This is a genomic window from Billgrantia ethanolica (assembly GCF_021404305.1).
Classification (GTDB): domain Bacteria; phylum Pseudomonadota; class Gammaproteobacteria; order Pseudomonadales; family Halomonadaceae; genus Halomonas; species Halomonas ethanolica.
Genome location: NZ_JABFTX010000001.1, coordinates 1,403,713 through 1,423,793, shown reverse-complemented (window position 1 = coordinate 1,423,793; position 20,081 = coordinate 1,403,713). Strand labels below are relative to the sequence as shown.

Below are 20,081 nucleotides of genomic sequence, written 5' to 3'. Positions count from 1 at the left end.
CTCGCTTGTAGTCAACCTGCGTTTTCTGTAATACCCCTACAGCGCTTGCGACCATCCTGCGATTGCCCCCCACGAGCCCGGACGGGATAATGAACAGGAATTCCCGATTACCAGAGAGGCTTCACGTGAGTCAGCAACCCCTCGAGACCGTCTTCCAGGAATGGCACGACAATCAGGCGCTTGCCGAGCAGATGATCCCCCTGATCGGCAGTCTGTATCGTCACAACAACGTGGTCACCACCCTTTACGGGCGCTCGCTGTTCAATCGCTCGGTGATCCGGATCCTGAAGGACCACCGTTTCGTCAGGAAGGTTGAGGGCACCGAGCTCTCGGTGCAGGACACCCTGCCGCTCGTCCAGGCCATGACCGAACTCAACCTGGGTCCGGCTCACGTCGACGTGGGCAAGCTGGGCGTGGCTTTCAAGAAGCGTGGCGGCGGTGACGCCAAAGCCTTCCTGCGCGAAGAACTCGCCGAGATCGTCGATGCCCACGACCCTAGTGGCAACAATGGCCAGTCCAAGGACGTGGTGCTCTACGGCTTCGGCCGCATCGGTCGCCTGCTGGCGCGGGTGCTGGTGGAAAAGGCCGGCGGCGGCAACCTGCTACGCCTTCGCGCTATCGTCGTGCGCGGCCGTGGCGACATTGCCAAGGACCTCGAGAAGCGCGCCAGCCTGCTGCGCCGCGACTCCGTCCATGGTCCCTTCGACGGTACCATCAGCGTCGACTACGAGGCGCGTACCATCACCGCCAACGGGAACGTCATCCAGGTGATCTACGCCGACAAGCCCAGCGACATCGACTACACCGACTACGGCATCAACAATGCCGTCGTGGTGGACAATACCGGCATCTGGCGCGACGAAGCCGGCCTCGGCCAGCACCTGGAGTGCAAGGGTGTGTCCAAGGCGCTGCTCACCGCTCCGGGCAAGGGCGATATCAAGAATATCGTCTTCGGCATCAACCACGGCGACATCGCCGCCGACGATACCATCCTGTCGGCAGCCTCCTGTACCACCAATGCCATCGTGCCGGTGCTCAAGGTGCTCAACGATGAGTACGGCATCGAGTGTGGCCATGTGGAGACGGTGCACGCCTACACCAACGACCAGAACCTGATCGACAACTACCACAAGGGTGATCGCCGCGGTCGCAGCGCCCCGCTCAACATGGTGCTGACCGAGACCGGCGCGGCGAAGGCGGTGGCCAAAGCCTTGCCGGAGCTGGGCGGCAAGCTCACCGGCAACGCCATTCGCGTGCCGATTCCTAACGTCTCCATGGCTATCCTCAACCTGACCCTGGGCCGTGAGACCGACGCCGAGGCACTCAACGACTACCTGCGCCGCATGTCGATCGACTCCTCCTACCAGAAGCAGATCGACTACGTCGACTCGCCCGAGGTGGTGTCGTCCGATTTCGTCGGCAACCGGCATGCCGGTATCGTCGACGCCAAGGCGACCATTGCCAACGGCAAGCAGGCGGTGCTGTACGTCTGGTACGACAACGAGTTCGGCTACAGCTGCCAGGTGGTGCGCATCCTGCAGCACATCTCCAACGTGAACTTCCTCAAGCTGCCTCGCGCCCAGGCTTGAGCCGGGCGGCTCTGCCATATTCCCGACCCGCTGGGTCGGGAATTTCTGATCTGAGTCACCTTCATTTCACGCCGGTCGGTGTCAGCCAGGTGCCGTCCGGCGCCTTCTATGCTGCTTGAAGCTCCTGAAACGAGCGTCTTTCAACGCCTTTTGAACCCTTCTTGAGGCAGGCGTCGAGGGGCTTCGTTACCTCTTTTGCGACCTTAGGCCGTGTGGCCTTTGGTCGCGCTTCTCTTTATAATACCGGGGATTTTTTCGGGGTGGTCCGAAGCGCCTTCGGGCCTGACTGGTAACGTGCTGAACTCAACAAGAATTCGAATCCATTCGAACCCCTTTCCTTCGCATTTCCGATCCATCAACTGGGCGAGACTATGATCGAAGTCAAGAAAGGCCTGGATCTCCCCATCATGGGGACGCCCGAGCCGCGCATCGAGGATGCGCGAGCCGTGCGTCACGTGGCTATCCTGGGCACCGACTACGTCGGCATGAAGCCGACCATGGAGGTCCGGGAAGGGGACAAGGTGAAACTGGGCCAACTCCTCTTCACCGACAAGAAGAACGAAGGCGTACGCTTCACGGCCCCGGCGGCCGGTGAAGTCATCGCCATCAATCGCGGCGAGAAGCGCAAGCTGCTCTCGGTGGTGATCAAGATCGACGAGAGCGAAGAAGCGGTCGAGTTCACGGCTCATGGCCGCAATGCACTCGAGAGCCTGGATCGCCAGGTCGTGGTCGATCAACTGGTCGAGTCGGGGCTGTGGACCGCGCTGCGCACGCGTCCCTTCTCGCGTACACCGGCCATCGACGGCGTGCCGGTCGACATCTTCGTCACCGCGATCGATACGCATCCGCTGAGCCCCAATCCCGCCGACATCATCAACGAGCAGCCCGAGGCGTTCGAGGATGGTCTCAAGGTGCTGGCGCGGCTGACCAAGGGCAAGGTGTACCTGTGCACCGCGCCCAATGCGCCGATTCCCGGTGGCGACGTCAAGGGCGTGCAGGTCGAGACCTTCGCCGGTCCTCATCCGGCGGGCCTGGTCGGGACCCACATTCACTACCTGTCGCCGGTCGCGCTGCACAAGAAGGTGTGGCACATCGGTTACCAGGACGTGATCGCCTTCGGCAAGCTGTTCGTGGAAGGTCGGATCGAAACCAGCCGCGTGGTGGCAGTGGGCGGCCCGCGTGCCGAGAAGCCGCGACTGCTGCGTACTCGAATCGGTGCCAGCACCGAGGAACTGTTGGCCGGTGAAATCCTCCAACCCGAGAATACGCGGGTGATCTCCGGTTCGGTGTTCTCCGGATTCACAGCGGAAGGCGGATTGCGCTATCTGGGCCGCTTCCACAACCAGGTGACCCTGCTCGAAGAGGGCAACAAGCGCGCCTTCATGGGCTGGCTCTCGCCGGGCGTCAATCGCCACTCCGTGCTGGGCATCTACCTCTCGAAGTTCAAGGGGCTCTCCAACTACGCGCCCAATACCTCCACCAACGGTTCCGAGCGGGCCATGGTGCCGGTAGGCGTCTACGAGGAGGTGATGCCGTTGGATATTCTGCCGACCCAGCTGCTGCGCTCGCTGATCGTCGGTGACATCGAGGTGGCCATGCAGCTCGGATGCCTGGAGCTGGACGAAGAGGACCTGGCGCTGTGCACCTACGTGTGCCCGGGCAAGTATGAATACGGTCCCATCCTGCGTGACAACCTCACCATGATCGAGAAAGAGGCCTGATGATGGGTATCCGACAGACACTCGACAATCTCGAACCGCATTTCCACAAAGGTGGCAAGTACGAGAAGTGGTATCCGCTCTACGAAGCGGTCGACACCATCTTCTATGCGCCGCCGAGCGTGACCAAGACCACGGCTCACGTGCGTGACGGCGTCGACCTGAAGCGCATCATGATCACCGTGTGGCTGTGTACCTTCCCGGCCATGTTCTTCGGCATGTGGAACGCCGGCTGGATGGCCAACATGGCGATCGCCGATGGCTATGCCTCCATGGGCGGCTGGCGCGAAGCGATTCTCATGACTCTGGCCGGTGGCCACAATCCGGACAGCCTGTGGGCCAACTTCGTGCTCGGTGCGACCTACTTCCTGCCCATCTACCTGGTGACCTTCGCGGTCGGCGGGTTCTGGGAAGTGGTCTTCGCCGTCAAGCGCGGCCATGAGGTCAACGAAGGCTTCTTCGTCACCTCGGTGCTCTATGCCCTGATCCTGCCGGCCACCATCCCGCTGTGGCAGGTGGCGCTCGGCATCACCTTCGGCGTGGTGATCGGCAAGGAGATCTTCGGCGGTACCGGCAAGAACTTCCTCAACCCGGCGCTGACCGGCCGTGCCTTCCTCTACTTCGCCTATCCGGCGCAGATCTCGGGTGATGCCGTGTGGGTGGCCGCCGATGGTTTCACCGGCGCGACTCCGCTGTCCATCGCCTTCCAGGAGAGCATGGCCGACCTGACAAGCCAGTACAGCTGGTGGGATGCCTTCATCGGCTTCGTGCCCGGCTCGGTAGGTGAGGTGTCGACGCTGGCGATATTCATCGGGGCGGCGGTGCTGCTATGGACCAAGATAGCCTCGTGGCGAATCATGCTGGGTTGCTTCCTCGGCATGGTCGCGACCAGTGCGCTCTTCAACCTGATCGGCTCCGACACCAATCCGATGTTCGCCATGCCCTGGTACTGGCATCTGGTGATCGGCGGCTTCGCCTTCGGCATGGTGTTCATGGCCACCGATCCGGTATCGGCCTCCATGACCAACCAGGGACGACTCATCTTCGGTGTCCTGATCGGCATCATGACCGTGCTCATCCGTGTGGTGAACCCGGCATTCCCTGAAGGCATCATGCTGGCGATCCTGTTCGCCAACCTGTTTGCCCCGCTGATCGACCACTTCTTTGTTCAGGCCAACATCAAGCGCCGTATGCAGCGCACCGGTGTGCCGGCCGAGGAGACTGCCTGATGGCCCAGAGCAACAACTCCATCAAGAAGATTCTGACGGTGGCGTTCGCACTCTGCATCGTGTGTTCCGTCATCGTCTCCACCGCCGCGGTGGCGCTGCGTCCCATGCAGCAGCTCAACGTGGAACTCGACCGCAAGACCAACATCCTGCGCGTAGCCAACCTCTACGAGCGGGGCATCGACGTGGAAGCGGCCTTTGCCGAGATCACGCCGCGGGTGGTGGACATGCGTAGCGGCGAGTACACCGACCAGTTCGATGCGGCGACCTTCGACCACTTCCAGGCGGCCCGCGATCCGGCTACCGGTCGTACCCTGTCGGGCGATCGCGACATCGCCGGGCTGACCCGTGTCGAGAACTTCGCTACCGTCTACTTGGTGGGTGACCCCGAAAATCCCGAGCAGATCATCCTGCCGATTCGTGGCCAGGGGCTGTGGGGGCTGATGCGCGGTTACATGGCCATCGAGGGTGACGGTAACACCATCGTCGGTATCACCTACTACGAGCACAGCGAAACGCCCGGGCTTGGCGCCGAGGTCAACAACCCGCGCTGGCAGGCGCAGTGGGAGGGCAAGCAGATCTTCGCCGACGAAGAGAGCGTGACCCCTGCCATTCGCGTGGCTCGTGGCGCCGGGACTGGAGAGCACCAGGTAGATGGTCTGTCAGGTGCTACCCTGACCTCCAATGGTGTGACCAACATGCTGCAGTTCTGGCTGAGCCCGGAGGGCTTCGGTGAGTACCTGGCGAGATTCCGTGCGGGCGTCGACCCGGACGAGGTTCAGGAAGCCGACGTCGAACTCGAAGCTGAAGCTTAAGGAGCCTGACAATGTCCTCTGTGTCTCCCAAGGGCGTCCTAACGACCCCGATCTTCAATAACAACCCCATCGCTCTGCAGGTGCTAGGCATTTGCTCGGCGCTGGCGGTAACCACCAGCATGAGCGTGTCGCTGGTCATGACCCTGGCCGTTATCTTCGTGACGGCTTTCTCCAACCTGTTCGTCTCGCTGATTCGTCAGCACATTCCGTCGTCCATCCGCATCATCGTGCAGATGACCATCATCGCTTCGTTGGTCATCGTGGTGGATCAGGTGCTCAAGGCCTTCGCCTACGAAATGTCCAAGCAGCTATCGGTCTTCGTCGGCCTGATCATCACCAACTGTATCGTGATGGGTCGCGCCGAAGGCTTCGCCATGCAGAACCCGCCGGGCCTGTCGTTCCTCGACGGTATCGGTAACGGCCTGGGTTATGGCTTCATTCTGATGGTGGTGGGTTTCTTCCGCGAGCTGTTCGGCTCCGGCAGCGTGTTCGGCTTCACCGTTCTGGCTCCGGTGCAAGACGGTGGCTGGTACGTGCCCAACGGCTTGATGCTGCTGCCGCCGTCGGCGTTCTTCATCATCGGCTTGATCATTTGGGTGCTGCGTGCGGTCAACCCGGAACAGATCGAGGCCAACGAGTTCAAGATGAAGCACAACACCGAGCCGAAGGAGGCTGTGTAACATGGAGCACTATATTAGCCTTTTCGTTGCCTCGGTTTTCGTAGAGAACCTGGCTCTGGCGTTCTTCCTCGGCATGTGTACCTTCCTGGCCGTGTCCAAGAAGGTCTCGGCGGCCTTCGGTCTGGGCATCGCGGTCATCGTGGTACTGACCATCTCGGTGCCGGTCAACAACGTGATCTACAACGCGTTGCTGGCAGAAGGCGCATTGACCTGGACTGGCATCGCCGGCGCCGAGAACATCGACCTGTCGTTCCTGGGTCTGCTTTCCTACATCGGCGTCATCGCCGCACTGGTGCAGATCCTCGAGATGTTCCTCGACAAGTACGTACCGGTGCTCTACAACGCGCTGGGTGTGTTCCTGCCGCTGATCACCGTGAACTGCGCCATCCTCGGTGGCGTGCTGTTCATGGTCGAGCGTAACTACGGCTTCGGCGAGTCCGTGGTCTACGGCCTCGGCTCGGGCGTGGGCTGGGCACTGGCGATCACCGCCCTGGCAGGTCTGCGCGAGAAGCTCAAGTACAGCGATGTGCCGGGTGGCCTGCAGGGCCTTGGCATCACCTTCATCACCGTGGGTCTGATGTCGCTGGGCTTCATGTCCTTCTCCGGCATTCAGCTCTGAGCCAGGGTGCGTCTCCGGCGATGCCAGGCATCGCCGGAGTGCAGGTTACTCACAGCAAATAGGAAACCGACATGGTTGGAACAACTGTCATCTTGCTCGGTGTGTTCATGTTCACCGCGGTCGTCATCGGCCTTGTCCTGGTGATCCTGGCCGCCCGCAGCAAGCTCGTGAGCACCGGGGACGTGACCATCGAGGTCAACGGCGACCCCGAGCACACCATCACTACCCAGGCCGGTGGCAAACTGCTCAACACGCTGGCGGCCAACGGTATCTTCCTGTCGTCCGCCTGCGGCGGCGGCGGCTCCTGTGCCCAGTGCAAGTGCCGCGTGGAAGAGGGTGGCGGCGCCATCCTGCCCACCGAGGAATCCCACTTCACCATGCGTGAGAAGAAGGACGGCTGGCGCCTCTCCTGTCAGGTACCGGTGAAGCAGGACATGAAGGTCGAGGTTCCCGAAGAGGTCTTCGGCGTCAAGAAGTGGGAGTGTGAGGTCATCTCCAATCCCAACGTGGCGACCTTCATCAAGGAGCTCAACCTCAAGCTGCCCGAGGGCGAGAACGTCGACTTCCGTGCCGGCGGCTACGTTCAGCTGGTGGCGCCGCCCTACGACATCAAGTTCTCCGACTTCGATATCGAGGAGGAATATCGCGGCGACTGGGAGAAGTTCGATCTGTTCAAGATCTCCCACAAGAACAGCGAGGAAGTCATCCGCGCCTACTCCATGGCGAACTACCCGGAAGAAAAGGGCATCCTCAAGTTCAACATCCGTATTGCCACCCCGCCTCCCGGCACCAACCATCCGCCGGGCCTGATGTCGACCTACGTCTTCAACCTGAAGCCGGGCGACAAGGTCACCGTGATGGGGCCCTTCGGCGAGTTCTTCGCCAAGGACACCGATGCCGAAATGGTGTTCGTCGGTGGCGGCGCGGGCATGGCCCCGATGCGCAGCCACATCTTCGACCAGCTCAAGCGCCTGCACTCCAAGCGCAAGATCTCGTTCTGGTACGGTGCGCGCTCCTGGCGCGAGACCTTCTACAACGATGAGTACGACCAGCTGGCCGAGGAGTTCCCCAACTTCGAGTGGCATCTGGCGCTGTCGGATCCGCTGCCCGAAGACAACTGGACCGGTCCCACCGGGTTCATCCACAACGTGCTGTACGAGAACTACCTCAAGGACCACCCGGCCCCCGAGGATTGCGAGTACTACATGTGTGGACCGCCCATGATGAACGCATCGGTGATCAAGATGCTGCTCGATCTGGGTGTGGAACCCGAAAACATCCTGCTGGACGACTTTGGCGGATGATGCAGCTCGCCCACGGGCGACTCTCCGGGCTGGCCCTTTATGGGCCGGCCCTGTTCTTTCTCATGCTGTCATCCTTTCTGCTCAGTGCCTGCCGCCAGCAGGTCGATGAGCAACTCTATCAGGGTACGGCTCTGGGAACGGGCTACCATATCACCCTCTATGCCGACCTCGGTGCGGGGCAAGTCGCCGAGATCGAAGCCGGCATACAAGGTGAATTGGCAAACCTCGAAGCGCAACGCGACCTACTGCTCAGAGCCAGTGTTGCCGCGTTCGCGCCGCTCTGGGCGGCGCCTTCAGCGGCACTGCAACATGAGGTGGATCGACGCTTCCATGCGTTGGCCGTCGACCATCTGACGCTGTGGCTGGGCCACCATTCGGTTACCCCCATCGCCGTGCTGGTCGAGGTTGGTGGGGTAATGCGGAGCGTTGGCACGCCACCTGCCGGCGCCTGGCGTCTTTCACTCGAACAGCCTGGCCTGCCAGTGTCTGAAGGTGCTCGCCATGTCCGCCTGCTGGACGCCGCGTTGGTGCATCGATTCGTGCAGCAGGAGGCCGCAGCGCCCCTCGTCACTCCGGCGACGCCGCTTTCCGTGAGCGTCATCGCTGCGGATGCCGGCACGGCCATGCGAGAGGCCAGTCTGCTGATCCACGCTGGGCCCGAAGAGGCCATACAGTTGGCCGATGATCTGGATAGCGCGGCCCAGGTTGTTGTCAAGAGACCACAGGGCATTGAAATCCATCACACTGCGGCACTCGGGCCTTGGCTCGTTCGTTAGCCGCCAGGAGCTTAATCAATGAGTACGTTTCTCGTCGTTCTGGGCTTCATGCTGTTGATCATGGCCGCCATGGCGATTGGAGTGATCCTGGGGCGTAAGCCCATCGCCGGCTCCTGCGGCGGTCTCAACCAGCTCGGTCTCAAGGAGGGATGCGATATCTGTGGCGGCAAGGATGAAGTGTGCGAGGAGGAGAATCGCAAGCGCAAGGGGCTGGCGAGCGCCCGTCGCAGAAGCGATGAAAGTCGTGGCGCCGATCTCGGCTACGATGCCACTCGCCGTTGAGCCGCTACGTGCTGCTGAGCCACATGCCATTGAGTGATGGCGGCAGGTGAAAGCCGGCACCCGACATCGACAAGGGAAAGGAGACGAAAGAGCCCATGGCAGTCCATAACTACGACGTGGTGGTGATCGGTACCGGACCGGCCGGCGAAAGTGCTGCCATCAATGCAGCCAAGCACGGCAAGCGGGTTGCGGTCGTGGAGAAGCAGCCTGTACTCGGAGGCAACTGCACCCATTGGGGCACGATACCCTCCAAGGCGCTTCGCCATCAGGTCAAGCAGATCATGCAGTTCAACACCAACCGCATGTTCCGCGATATCGGCGAGCCACGCTGGTTTTCCTTTCCCAAGGTCATGGAACGCTCTCGTATGACCATCGACCAGCAGGTCGAGATGCGCACCAAGTTCTATGCTCGCAACCGTATTGACCTATATAGCGGTGTGGCTCGCTTCAAGGACGAGCACACCCTGCTCGTTCGCGACCGCCAGGAGGCGCTGGAAGAGCTGGTGGCGCAGAAGATCATCATCGCCACGGGCTCGCGCCCCTATCGTCCTGCCGACATCAATTTCCGCCATCCCCGCATCTACGATTCCGACACCATTCTCAGCCTCTCGCATACGCCGCGTACGCTGGTGATCTTCGGTGCCGGTGTGATCGGCTGCGAGTATGCCTCCATCTTTTCGGGGCTCGGCGTCAAGGTCGACCTGATCAACAACCGCGACCGGTTGCTCTCCTTCCTCGACGATGAAATCTCCGATGCGCTTTCCTACCATCTGCGCAAGCATGGCGTGCTCATCCGCCATAACGAGGAGTACGAGCGTGTCGAAGGGGACGAGTCCGGTGTCGTGGTCTACTTGAAATCGGGCAAGAAGCTGCGCGCCGATGCCTTCCTGTGGGCCAACGGCCGTACCGGCAACACCGACGAGCTGGGCCTCGAGAACATCGGCCTCGAAGCCAACGGACGCGGTCAACTGCAAGTCGATGACCACTACCGCACCGCCATCCCGCATATTTATGCCGCCGGTGACGTGATCGGCTGGCCCAGCCTGGCCAGCGCCGCCTACGATCAGGGGCTCAACGCCTGCGACGAGCTGCTCGAACGGGACTACCGCTTCGTCAATGAGGTGCCGACCGGCATCTATACCATTCCTGAGATCAGCTCTTTCGGTCGCACCGAGCGTGAGTTGACCGAGGCGAAGGTGCCTTATGAGGTTGCCCAGGCTTTCTTCAAGGATACCGCACGCGCCCAGATCACCGGCGACACGGTGGGGATGCTGAAGATCCTCTTCCATCAGGACACGCTGGAGATTTACGGCATCCACTGCTTTGGTGACCAGGCTTCCGAGATCGTGCATATCGGTCAGGCCGTGATGCAGCAGAAAGGCGAGGCCAACACCCTGAAGTACTTCGTCAACACCACGTTCAACTACCCGACCATGGCGGAAGCCTACCGGGTCGCGGCACAGAATGGACTGAATCGGGTGTTCTGAGTCTTAGCTCTACCTAATACCTTAGGACGATATTTCCCCTTCCGCGCCGGCTGAATAACCCGGCGCTTTTCTTTGTGTCCGTGTGTCGTACCCTAGTACTTCATTTTTCCTCTTTGACGGCACTTCTTCTGGCATTTTCTCCATCTGATCCTCATTGAAAAATCCCTCATCGGCATAGTCGGAAGATGACGGGGGTGCATGAGAAAAATGATATACGCAGCCGCGTTCAAGCTGTGTGATCTTATGTATCTGAAGGAAATGTTGCTGAATGAAGACCGTTTTTGTTGGCGGTGTTCAAAGAACGGAAGGCGATTCAGTAGTGCAAGGCTGGGAGAGGGCCTGACGACTCCAGGGCGGTAGCGTGCCAAGGAGTGGCTGGTACAAGGCGGTCATGCATCGATATCAGGGTATTCGCTGGAGGGCATCATGGAGTCTGCAGGTAGTCCTTTTTTCAGCGTTGTCGTGCCGGTTTACAATAAAGCGAAATACCTCGATGAGGCACTAGGTTCCCTGTTTGCTCAAACGTTCTCGGATTTCGAGATAGTAGCGGTGGACGATGGGTCCACCGACGGCTCTCTGGAGTTGTTGGAGCAGTACCAGGCGCTGGGAAAGCTGCGTTTGTATCAGCGTGATCAGCCAGGTCCCGGTGGTTACGCGGCTAGAAACCATGGTGCGCGAATGGCCAGAGGCCAGTGGCTGCTCTTTCAGGATGCCGATGATTGGTGTTCACCCGATCACCTGGCCCAGTTCAACGAGAGCATCCAGCGCACCCACGGCAGGGCAATCAAGCTGTATGTGAATGCCTATGCCAAGTTGCGGGGCGACAGAGCCGAGCCAGCTGTGGCTTATCCTCATGAGGGAGAGATTTCCAGGCAACAAGGACTCGAGCTTTTCTCGCGCTCGGATTACATCCATATGAACGGGGCTTGTATCGACAGAGCGGCATTCCTCGAGAGCGGCGGCTTTCCGGCAGGAATATACCGAAGGGGAGGCGATGTCTATTACTGGATTCGCATGCTGGCGACCTTGGAGAGGTCGCATTACAACCGGAATATTACCAGTCAGTGGAAGATAGATCACTGTGGTATCAGTAATGACATCAAGAATCTCGCTCATATTCATCCGGCCAGGGATGCCCTGTCTAGCCTGTCCGGCAAGCTGTCCTGGCGAGAGGCGTACTATGCCAGAAAGGCGATCAACAGGAAGCTGGTCTCCTGGAGCGTAGAGAAAAGAACGCATGGCATGAAGGTGGTGGAGGATATCGGGTGCCTTTATCTGACCGCACTTTCGGCAAAACAGCTTCTGCACTGCATGATGCTGCTGTTGCCCACTCATGTCTTTCAAAATTTCCGTTCGCTGGTAGCCAAGCACCAGTAAGGGCACGTTTCTATGGCGCCGCTTGCTTTGATAAGGCGTGTTGTGGCGGCAGCGGTATGTCTTCCGCTGGTCGTTCTCTCCTTTCTCGTCAAAAAAAATGGCTCGATATGGGTATTCGGTGCCTGGAATGGTAAGCAGTATTCGGACAATCCGCGTTATTTGTATGAGGTGCTCGGCGCTACCGATAGCTCGATTGTGCCGATCTGGATATCGAAGTCTCCCGAGATAGTCGAAGAGCTCAAGGCGAAAGGTTATCAGGCCTACTATTGGCTATCTCCGATGGGGATCTATTATTCGCTGCGTGCCGGCGTTGCCGTGGTCAGCCACTCGGCGGACGATGTCAATCCCTTTGCTTCTTACCGTAGCAAGTTGTTCAAGATCACCCATGGCACGCCGATGAAGCGCATGGGCCGGGATAATCTTTCGGTTCATCCGGATCGGCGCTCGAGGAGGCTGTACGAAAAGGTCCGAGCCTACACGCCGCAAAGAAAGACACCGGTTGCCGCGTTCGTCTCCTCCGAGGTCTCGAAGGTCCGTTTCGAGAGTGCTTATCGAGGCAGCGCGATCGCGGTCGTCAATTCGGGTTATCCGCGCTGGAAAGGCATAACGGACAATCGTGGCGTATTACGGAGAATCATCGAGGAAGAGCTGAAGGGCGATCTTGCCGGCGCTTTCGAAAAAGTCATTCTGTATGCTCCCACGCGTCGTGCCGATAGCGCTTTCCGACTGAAGATCGACGCGAGTTTCGTCGCTTTTGTCAATCATGCCAATGCAGAGAGCTACGTTGTCGTGCTCAGACCTCACCCCTCCTTGTTATTGGAAATGGATGAGGACGTCCGCCGCAGGCTGTCGACGCTAGGCTTCGTGGAGCTTGGATGCCAGCGGCTCAACGACATCAATTCTGCTCTGCAGGATGTCGACGTTCTCGTGACGGACTACTCCAGCGTGATTTACGACTTCTGCATTCTGGCTCGCCCTGCCTTTCTCTATGCACCGGATCTCGACGACTACATCACCAGCGATACGGGACTGTATGAGGCCTATGGCGAGTCGGAGCCTGCCTTGAAGGTCGATGACCTCCATGAGGTACTCGATCCAGCCTCGCAGCAGCAGGCCCTGGGCCGGGTTCAGGAGTTCAAGCAAGAGCATTGCGGCAGGGATGCGATGGCGGCGTGTGCCGCCATCATCGAGACGATAAGGCAGAAAAGCCCGACGGATTGACCTCGAGGAGGTCGCATGAGCATCGGTGTGCTCCATGGCAGCATGCCCCAGACGGGGCGCATTGTCGTGATTTCCGGTATCGATGGTGCCGGCAAGTCGACGGTAGTGGAAAGCCTGGCGGCTCGGCTGGCGACGACGCAGCGGGTGACGCTGGTCAGAGGTGGCAAGCCTCAAGCCGCCTGGTTGGAAAGCCTGCGCCTCGGGTTGCGCAAGTCATCGACAGATGGGGGGACGGGCCGAAGCCAAGCGAGACACAAGACCCGCATCTTTTGTGATGCGTTCCCCGGGATCGTGCTTGCGCTGCTGCGCTGGCGTCTGTCGCGTCGTGCCCGTCGGCTTGCGCTCGCCGGCGTCACGGTCGTGGCGGACCGCTGGCCGACGCTGGAGTACGGCATGATGGATGGACCGAAGATCGCCCGGGACCAGCCGGGTCTGAACGGCGCCATCTTGCGCCTGTTGGCCGGTTGGGAAAGCGCCATCTATCGGCGCGTCGAACCGGCTGATGTCGCCTTCTTTCTCGTCGTCGATGAATCGACGGCTATCCGTCGCAACGCCGAGCGGGTGAAGGCTGGCAAGGAGAGCACCGAGGACATCAGGCGGCGATACCGGGAGAACCTCGACTACCAGCCGATAGCGCACCGGGTCGAGCGTATCGACAACTCGGGCACGCTGGCCGAGGTCCTTGCGCTGCTCGAGCGCGATCTGGAGCGGGAACGATGAGCACGGCGCCCTATGTCGAGGCGTTTGGCTGCCCCGCCGTGGGCAAGAGCTACGTGACCGAGCGCTTGCTGGAACTTGCGGAGCTGCGCGATGCCGGTGTCCAGAGCGAACTCTTCTCGATATCTCGCGCCCGACGACTGTCTCGCATGGCAACGAAGGTGCGGCTCGTCGCCGGCGCTGTGCCGCTGCTGGGAGCGCATTGGGGACGCTTCTGCGCTCTCGTGCGTTGCACGCCATGGTCGAGCGCGCCGGCGGCGGGGCGTGCCTTGCTGAACTGGCTTCAGCTGCTTGCCATGGTGCAGTGCCTGCACCGACAGGAGAGGCCCATCGTGCTCTGCCAGGGCATCTTTCAGGCGGTCTGGTCGCTGCGTTTTCGCTCCAGGCCAGAAGCCGGCCGTCCCTTTCCGATGCAGCAGTGGATCTCGCTCACGCTGGCTTTGCTGCCGCCGCGCCCGATCGTCGTTCTTCACGTCGTCGCCGAGGGGCAGGTGATCCAGGCGCGGCAACGAGACAGGAGGGGCGGCCAAAGCGTGATCGACAGGAGTCGAGTCGCACGCAACGACGCGGCCGTGGTCGTCGAGGAAGTTCTCGCCGTCATCGACGCCTTGGAGTCATCAGGCCGAGTGAGGGTGGTCACGTTCGATAATGCCCAAGGGGAGCCCGGTCGCCAGAAGTTGTGCGCCTTGGCGCATGCCCTGGGGTTGGCTGGCTCGATGGCCATGGCGCCAGGACCTGTCCACGGCTTGAGCCAGCTCCCGTAACGCAAGCCAAGTCTCGTAACGCGCGCAGAGCCACGTAACGCGCGCAGAGCCCCGTAACGCGAGCTGAGCCCGTTCTGCGTTCTCTCCACTGACTCGAGGTGTGCCATGCGAGTGGGTCTCTGCTTCCCTTCTCATAGCCATGACGACTGGGAGCGCAAGGTGCATTCGGCCCTGACCGAACTGCTTCCCGGGCTGACCCTGCTGGATTGCAGCAGCGCGGGCTGTCTGGATGAAATGGCGCCCGAGGTACTGGTAGGACACGAGCATGAGGTACTCATGGCCGGCTTGTCAGCGCCGCCCGAATCGCTGCGCTGGGTGCAGATCATGAGTGCGGGGGTGGATCGCCTGCTCGATGCCATCGGACCCGGTCCCGTTGCTTTTCGTATCACCAACGTTCGCGGCATTCACGCCCAGGCCATGGTCGAGTATCTGCTGGCCGTGCTGCTGCATTTCGAGAAGCGCCTGGGGCTCTTGGTCGACAGTCAGAAGGAGAGACGCTGGGAGAGGCCGGTGCTCGGCCAGTTGGCAGGCAAGCGGCTGCTGGTCTGCGGGGCGGGTGGCATCGGCCTTCCCGTCGGCACCGCGCTGGCCGGTCTTGGCGTCACCGTCGAGGCGATTGCCAGGGACACGTCTCCGCGGGGGCCTTTCCGGAGGGTGCATTCATTGTCGGCGCTGCCTCAGGTGATCGGTATGTTCGACTACGTCGTGTGTGCTCTGCCGCTGACCGACGAAACCCGCGGCGTCTTCGATCGGGACGCAATAGGGGCGATGCGAGATGGCGCCATCTTCGTCAACGTGGCCAGGGGCGAGCTCGTGGACGAGGACGCCCTGCGTGCCTCGCTGTGCGCGGGCAAGCTGGCGGGAGCGGCGCTTGATGCGTTCCGCGAAGAGCCTCTGCCGAACGATTCACTGCTGTGGGCGACGCCGAATCTGTTGATCACGCCTCATGTGGCAGGCCGCTTTGCAGCGGGACATCAGCTGGGCCTGGCTGTGCTCAGAGACAACATGGCGGCCTACCTCGCCGGCGCTCCGTTGCGCACCGAGGTCTTCCCGCAGCGGGGGTATTGAAATATGGACAAGGCGAGCGACTGCAACGGCCTGGACGTCCTGTTCATTGCGGCGAACACACGCTCGCTGGCCGTCAACCGAGGATCTTTCATCCGCGCCATGCAGGAGCGTGGTCTCAGCGTCGGTGCCTTGGTGCCGGACGAAGAGTTCCTGCCGGAAGTCCATGGGCTGGGGGTAGCCACCTGGCACTACCCCCTCGAGCGGCACAGCATGGGAGTGGGCGGTGAGATCTCCCGGTTCCTGGCGCTGCGCCGCCTGATCCGCCAGATCGCGCCCCGCGCTGTCTTTGCCTACTCGGTCAAGCCGATCGTGCTCGGCATCCCGGCCGCCAGGCTGGCGGGGGTTGCGGAAACCTACTGCCTGGCGACCGGGCTTGGCTATCTCTATGGGCGCAACGACCGCCGTACCCGCCTGATCCGTAGCCTGGTCAACGGCTGCTACGCCCTGTCGGGCGGTCTGAGCCGGGCGTTCTTCTTCCAGAACCCCGATGACCGCGACGAGCTGCAGCAGCTTTCACTCTTTCGCCGCTTCACTCGCAGCGTCGTGGTCAACGGATCCGGCGTCGATCCCGATGAGTACCCCTTCAGCGAGCCGCCCGTGGCGCCGGTCCGCTTTCTGTTCATGGGCCGTTTCCTGCAGGAAAAGGGTATCCGCGAGTTCGTCAGCGCGGCAAGGCAAGTGGCCAGGCGTCAAGGCGGGGTGGAATTCGTCGCGCTGGGCGATACCGACGAGACCACGGTAAACGGGATCGGGGCGGAGGAAGTGGCGGCATGGCGTGAGGAAGGGATCGTCACGCTGCCCGGCCGGGTGCGTGATGTGCGCAGCCATCTACAGGCGGCATCGGTGATGGTCTTGCCTTCGTACTATCGGGAGGGCATTCCGCGCAGCCTGCTGGAAGCCATGAGCACCGGCAGGCCGGTGATCACCTGCGATTCACCGGGCTGTCGTGAAACCGTCGACGATGGGAGCAATGGCTGGCTGATCCCCCCCGGCGATGCGGCTGCACTGGCAGAGCGTATGCAGGCATTCGTCAGCGACCCGGGGCTCATTGTGCGGATGGGGCGGGCGGGCAGGGCATTGGTGCTCGAGAGATTCACCACTGACTTCGTCAACCGGCAAATGCTCGACGAGATGCCCATCGCCAACCTGGGCCAGCCACTGGGGGATCTGGCATGAACCACTTCACTGATAAGCCTGGAAGGGTCAAACCGGCGCTGCTCGAATATCTGCAGAGCACCGTACCCACGGGAGTTCGCTGGGCCTTGCGCGGGGGCAAGACCGGGCTGGCGGCCTGGCTGGCCAGCGATACGGTCAAGGATCTCGACTTATGGGTTCACAGCGAGGATATCTCGCGCTTTCTACATGCCCTGTCTCCCTTGGCTGCGGGTACGGTGTCGCTGGAGTCCGATCCGCGTTGGCTGCGGCATATCGTGCTGGTCATGCCCGCGCGATTCGATCATCAGCTCATCGATATCACCTATGGGGATCTCAAGGTGGGCGGGGCGCTGACCTGTCGCGAGGAGCTGATCGCCGTGCGTGCAGGTTCCCATGGCCCAATGCTGGCCGGAGTGGCGGCAGTTTCCGACCTGTTGCTGCGCAAGCTGCTGAGAGGCAAGCGGGTGGAGTCGAGCAGGCTGGCCGAAGCCTCGCTGCAGTGGCACCAGGCCCCCGAGCAGCAGCGTCGCCTTTGGCTGGATCAGGTCGGCGAGAGTCTTGGCAGTGCTCTGAAGGGCAGCTTGCCGGCCACTCTTTCAGGACGACGCATCTCTCGGCTTCAGCGCGCTGCGTTTCTACTGGCGGCAACTAGAGCCTCACTCCTTCAGGGCGGTATCTCGCTTGCGCTGCGCCGACGCCGACGGATGGTTCTGGGGCGGCGGTCTCGCGTACCGCTCAAGCGGCCAGTGGCGCCGGTCATGGTCCACCTTGCCGGGCCTGAGGTGGCGATGCTGGCGCACCGTATCGAGCAGGTGCTGTCCGCTATTGGCGTGCGGACACAACGGATTGAAGCGGGTTCCGCAGTCTGGAAGCGGCTGGGGCGACTCGCCATGGCAGGGGGCTTTGGTCAGGCCGCCATCGTGTCAGGCAATCGTCGGCTCCCCCGCCTGACGTCCTTCCTGTTCGGGGCACCCGTCACGATAGCGCCGAGCGCCGACCGGGAAGAGATCCTCAAGTGCTACTACCTGGCCGCTCACCGCTGGTACATCGATGACCTTGCCCTCGCCGGGCGTATGGCAACCGGTGAAGGGGCCGGCATGCAGCTCTCGCTGGGGGCGGCTTCGACGCTTCCCTGAGGCATCACCCAAACCCTGTTTGCCGATCTGCGGCCTGCGCTATGCGCGCTGCTGCAAGCCCCTGCGGCTGGCCGACTTCCCAGATACGAGGCCGTGGCTACCATGAAACGCATTCTCGATGTCGTCCTCTCCGTGCTGGCGCTGTTGTTGCTATCACCGCTGCTGTTGCTGATCGCCTTGCTGATCCGATACGACTCTCCCGGAGGAGCGCTCTTCGTGCAGCGCCGAGTGGGCCGCCATCTGGTGCCGTTCGACATCTACAAGTTCCGTACCATGCGCGATCGACCCGCCAACGAGATCGATCCGCTGATCGAGGGAGTCATCGACTCTGGGCACGCGCGCATCACGCGTATCGGCCGCGTACTGAGAGCTACCAGCCTCGATGAGCTGCCTCAGCTGCTGAACGTGCTCAAGGGGGACATGAGCCTGGTGGGCCCCCGCCCCGTATTGATCGAGCAGGTCGAGGCCGTGCCAGTGCAATACCTGAACCGCTTCTCGGTGCGGCCCGGATTGACGGGGCTGGCGCAGGTGCGTGGGCGGCGCAGTCTCGGCTGGCTCCAGCAACTGGAACTCGACTCTCAATATGCCGAGCGTGCCAGCATCGGCCTGGACCTTCGCCTCATGCTGGCCACGGTCTATGTCGTGCTGACTCTCAAGGACATCTACGGCAGTACCGACCAGAACTGGCGCCAATATCGCAACGGGAGGTGCCGGCACGACGTGGGGGAATCGAAGTGAAACGCTTGCACACCATGCTTATCACCGTAGTGCCGGATATCGCCCGCTATGCGCAGGAGAGCGGCGTCGATACGCTGTTCATCGACATGGAAACGCGCGGCAAGGCGGAGCGACAGGGACACCTGGACACGCACAAGAGCGCGCATACCTACGCCGACGTTGCCCGCATTGCGGCAGTACTCACCAAGGCCGAGCTGCTGGTAAGAATCAATCCCCCCTGGGAAGGCACATCGGCCGAGGTCGATGCCGCCATCGATGCAGGGGCCCAGCGGCTGATGCTGCCCATGTTTCGTCATATCGCCGAGGTGGACAACTTCAAGCGGGCCGTGGCGGGGCGTGTGCCGGTCACCCTGCTGGTGGAAACGGCGGCAAGCCTGGCCCGCCTGCCATTGATCCTGCCCCTGCTTGAGCCAGAGGACCGTGTGCACTTCGGACTCAACGATCTGTGTCTCGATATGAAGCTCGATTTTCTCTTCGAGGTGTTGGGCGGTCGTCTGCTGGATGGCCCCGCCTCTTTCTGTCGTGAAGCAGGCGTTCCGTTCGGCATCGGTGGGGTCGGCTGCATCGGTCAGGGGCTCGTTCCCGCCGAGTGGATCCTCAGTGAGCACGTTCGTCTCGGCTCGGAGTGGGTCATCCTGTCCCGAGCCTTCCACGGTGGAGCGGAAACGTTGCCTGCTTTGCTTGCGCGCCTGGATCTGGCGAACGAACTCAACGTCATGCAGCGCTGCTATCAGCAGCTAGCCATGACCGCACCTGACGTGCTGTCCGCCAATCAGGCAAGCCTTGCGCTACGCGCGGCAGCGGTCCATGGTCAATACCAGCAGCCCAGGGTGGCCTGAGGTCAAGGCCGTTAGCCCCAGGGCATGAATCCTTGCGTAATCGGTAAGGCAGACTCGAGAGTTTCGTTCAACAGCGCCTGACGGCTTTTTGCTGTCAGGCGCTGTTGTTTTGCGGTGATGGTGAGGCTTTCACTCTTCGCCGAGCTGGGGTCGGTAGCAGGGCGGTGAGGTGAGCTCGAGATCCTCGATGTCCTCGTGCTGAAGCGCTTCCAGCACGGCCTGCTGCAAGAGGGGAAGGTATGAGTCCTCCAGGTTGCGCGCCGCGGAAAGCAGCGTCAATTTCCCCTGGCGTGCATAGCGCATGAGCGGGACGAGGCACTCGGGATGGTCCCGCAGCTCGCCGCGATAGCGCACCGTGAAGACGGCTGGGGTGATCTCGCCCTCATGCAGCTGGCGCCGCAGCAGCGTCGACGGCGAGGCGTCGCGATACCAGTCCGTCAGGTTGAGGCTCTCGCGGCGTTTGCCGCGAGGCCAGAGCCGGTCGACCAGAACTCGCGCACCGTCGGTGGGTTCGCTCGGACTGTAGATCCGCTTGAGTACGATCTCGTAGCTCACACCGTCTCCCTTTGT

Annotated in this window: 20 protein-coding genes; 19 read left to right on the top strand and 1 reads right to left on the bottom strand. The window is 61.6% G+C overall.

What is annotated here, in order from left to right; genetic code table 11:
- Window positions 1-125 precede the first annotated feature (125 nt).
- The 19 genes from HOP53_RS06405 to HOP53_RS06315 all read left to right on the top strand — a co-directional run bounded on the left by HOP53_RS06405 (window position 126) and on the right by HOP53_RS06315 (window position 19,511).
- Entirely contained in the window at window positions 126-1,589 is a 1,464-nt protein-coding gene (locus tag HOP53_RS06405) for a glyceraldehyde-3-phosphate dehydrogenase (RefSeq protein ID WP_234269238.1), read from the top strand.
- 371 nt (window positions 1,590-1,960) lie between these two features.
- Window positions 1,961-3,310 carry a Na(+)-translocating NADH-quinone reductase subunit A gene (locus HOP53_RS06400; RefSeq protein ID WP_234269237.1) on the top strand — a complete coding sequence of 450 codons (1,350 nt, stop codon included), beginning with the start codon at window positions 1,961-1,963 and terminating at the stop codon, window positions 3,308-3,310.
- Window positions 3,310-4,536, top strand: a complete 1,227-nt coding sequence (locus tag HOP53_RS06395; protein ID WP_086508717.1) for an NADH:ubiquinone reductase (Na(+)-transporting) subunit B — start codon at window positions 3,310-3,312, stop codon at window positions 4,534-4,536. The genes HOP53_RS06400 and HOP53_RS06395 overlap by 1 nt, the downstream gene beginning before the upstream one ends.
- Entirely contained in the window at window positions 4,536-5,348 is an 813-nt protein-coding gene (locus HOP53_RS06390; RefSeq protein WP_234269236.1) for a Na(+)-translocating NADH-quinone reductase subunit C, read from the top strand. The genes HOP53_RS06395 and HOP53_RS06390 overlap by 1 nt, the downstream gene beginning before the upstream one ends.
- An 11-nt stretch (window positions 5,349-5,359) precedes the next feature.
- On the top strand, window positions 5,360-6,028 hold the full coding sequence (locus tag HOP53_RS06385) for an NADH:ubiquinone reductase (Na(+)-transporting) subunit D (protein WP_234269235.1): 669 nt from the start codon (window positions 5,360-5,362) through the stop codon (window positions 6,026-6,028).
- 1 nt (window position 6,029) lies between these two features.
- Window positions 6,030-6,647 (top strand): NADH:ubiquinone reductase (Na(+)-transporting) subunit E, encoded by a 618-nt coding sequence (gene nqrE, locus HOP53_RS06380; RefSeq protein ID WP_010629072.1) that lies wholly within the window; start codon window positions 6,030-6,032, stop codon window positions 6,645-6,647.
- 71 nt (window positions 6,648-6,718) lie between these two features.
- Window positions 6,719-7,951, top strand: coding sequence for an NADH:ubiquinone reductase (Na(+)-transporting) subunit F (nqrF, locus tag HOP53_RS06375; protein ID WP_234269234.1), 1,233 nt, complete (start codon window positions 6,719-6,721; stop codon window positions 7,949-7,951).
- Entirely contained in the window at window positions 7,948-8,727 is a 780-nt protein-coding gene (locus HOP53_RS06370) for a hypothetical protein (protein WP_234269233.1), read from the top strand. Before nqrF ends, HOP53_RS06370 begins: the two co-directional genes overlap by 4 nt.
- An 18-nt stretch (window positions 8,728-8,745) precedes the next feature.
- Window positions 8,746-9,009 (top strand): (Na+)-NQR maturation NqrM, encoded by a 264-nt coding sequence (gene nqrM / locus HOP53_RS06365; RefSeq protein WP_234269232.1) that lies wholly within the window; start codon window positions 8,746-8,748, stop codon window positions 9,007-9,009.
- A 95-nt stretch (window positions 9,010-9,104) separates the two neighbouring features.
- The gene (gene sthA / locus HOP53_RS06360; RefSeq protein ID WP_086508722.1) at window positions 9,105-10,496 is read left to right on the top strand and encodes a Si-specific NAD(P)(+) transhydrogenase; all 1,392 of its coding nucleotides are present in this window, start codon (window positions 9,105-9,107) and stop codon (window positions 10,494-10,496) included.
- Between the two features lie 426 nt (window positions 10,497-10,922).
- On the top strand, window positions 10,923-11,873 hold the full coding sequence (locus tag HOP53_RS06355; protein WP_234269231.1) for a glycosyltransferase family A protein: 951 nt from the start codon (window positions 10,923-10,925) through the stop codon (window positions 11,871-11,873).
- Between the two features lie 12 nt (window positions 11,874-11,885).
- Window positions 11,886-13,094, top strand: a complete 1,209-nt coding sequence (locus tag HOP53_RS06350) for a CDP-glycerol glycerophosphotransferase family protein (RefSeq protein ID WP_234269230.1) — start codon at window positions 11,886-11,888, stop codon at window positions 13,092-13,094.
- A gap of 15 nt (window positions 13,095-13,109) precedes the next feature.
- Window positions 13,110-13,814 carry a nucleoside/nucleotide kinase family protein gene (locus HOP53_RS06345; RefSeq protein ID WP_234269229.1) on the top strand — a complete coding sequence of 235 codons (705 nt, stop codon included), beginning with the start codon at window positions 13,110-13,112 and terminating at the stop codon, window positions 13,812-13,814.
- The gene (locus tag HOP53_RS06340; protein ID WP_234269228.1) at window positions 13,811-14,575 is read left to right on the top strand and encodes a hypothetical protein; all 765 of its coding nucleotides are present in this window, start codon (window positions 13,811-13,813) and stop codon (window positions 14,573-14,575) included. Before HOP53_RS06345 ends, HOP53_RS06340 begins: the two co-directional genes overlap by 4 nt.
- 105 nt (window positions 14,576-14,680) lie before the next feature.
- Window positions 14,681-15,643: a D-2-hydroxyacid dehydrogenase gene (locus HOP53_RS06335; RefSeq protein ID WP_234269227.1), complete on the top strand. Its 963-nt coding sequence runs from the start codon at window positions 14,681-14,683 to the stop codon at window positions 15,641-15,643.
- A gap of 3 nt (window positions 15,644-15,646) precedes the next feature.
- On the top strand, window positions 15,647-16,819 hold the full coding sequence (locus HOP53_RS06330; protein WP_234269226.1) for a glycosyltransferase family 4 protein: 1,173 nt from the start codon (window positions 15,647-15,649) through the stop codon (window positions 16,817-16,819).
- Window positions 16,816-17,934 (top strand): hypothetical protein, encoded by a 1,119-nt coding sequence (locus HOP53_RS06325; RefSeq protein WP_234269225.1) that lies wholly within the window; start codon window positions 16,816-16,818, stop codon window positions 17,932-17,934. Before HOP53_RS06330 ends, HOP53_RS06325 begins: the two co-directional genes overlap by 4 nt.
- A 102-nt stretch (window positions 17,935-18,036) precedes the next feature.
- The gene (locus tag HOP53_RS06320) at window positions 18,037-18,672 is read left to right on the top strand and encodes a sugar transferase (RefSeq protein ID WP_234269224.1); all 636 of its coding nucleotides are present in this window, start codon (window positions 18,037-18,039) and stop codon (window positions 18,670-18,672) included.
- Window positions 18,669-19,511 carry an aldolase/citrate lyase family protein gene (locus HOP53_RS06315; RefSeq protein ID WP_234269223.1) on the top strand — a complete coding sequence of 281 codons (843 nt, stop codon included), beginning with the start codon at window positions 18,669-18,671 and terminating at the stop codon, window positions 19,509-19,511. Before HOP53_RS06320 ends, HOP53_RS06315 begins: the two co-directional genes overlap by 4 nt.
- A gap of 129 nt (window positions 19,512-19,640) precedes the next feature.
- Here HOP53_RS06315 and HOP53_RS06310 read toward each other — a convergent pair whose 3' ends face one another.
- Window positions 19,641-20,066: a DUF488 domain-containing protein gene (locus HOP53_RS06310; protein ID WP_234269222.1), complete on the bottom strand. Its 426-nt coding sequence runs from the start codon at window positions 20,064-20,066 to the stop codon at window positions 19,641-19,643.
- Between the last annotated feature and the right edge of the window lie 15 nt (window positions 20,067-20,081).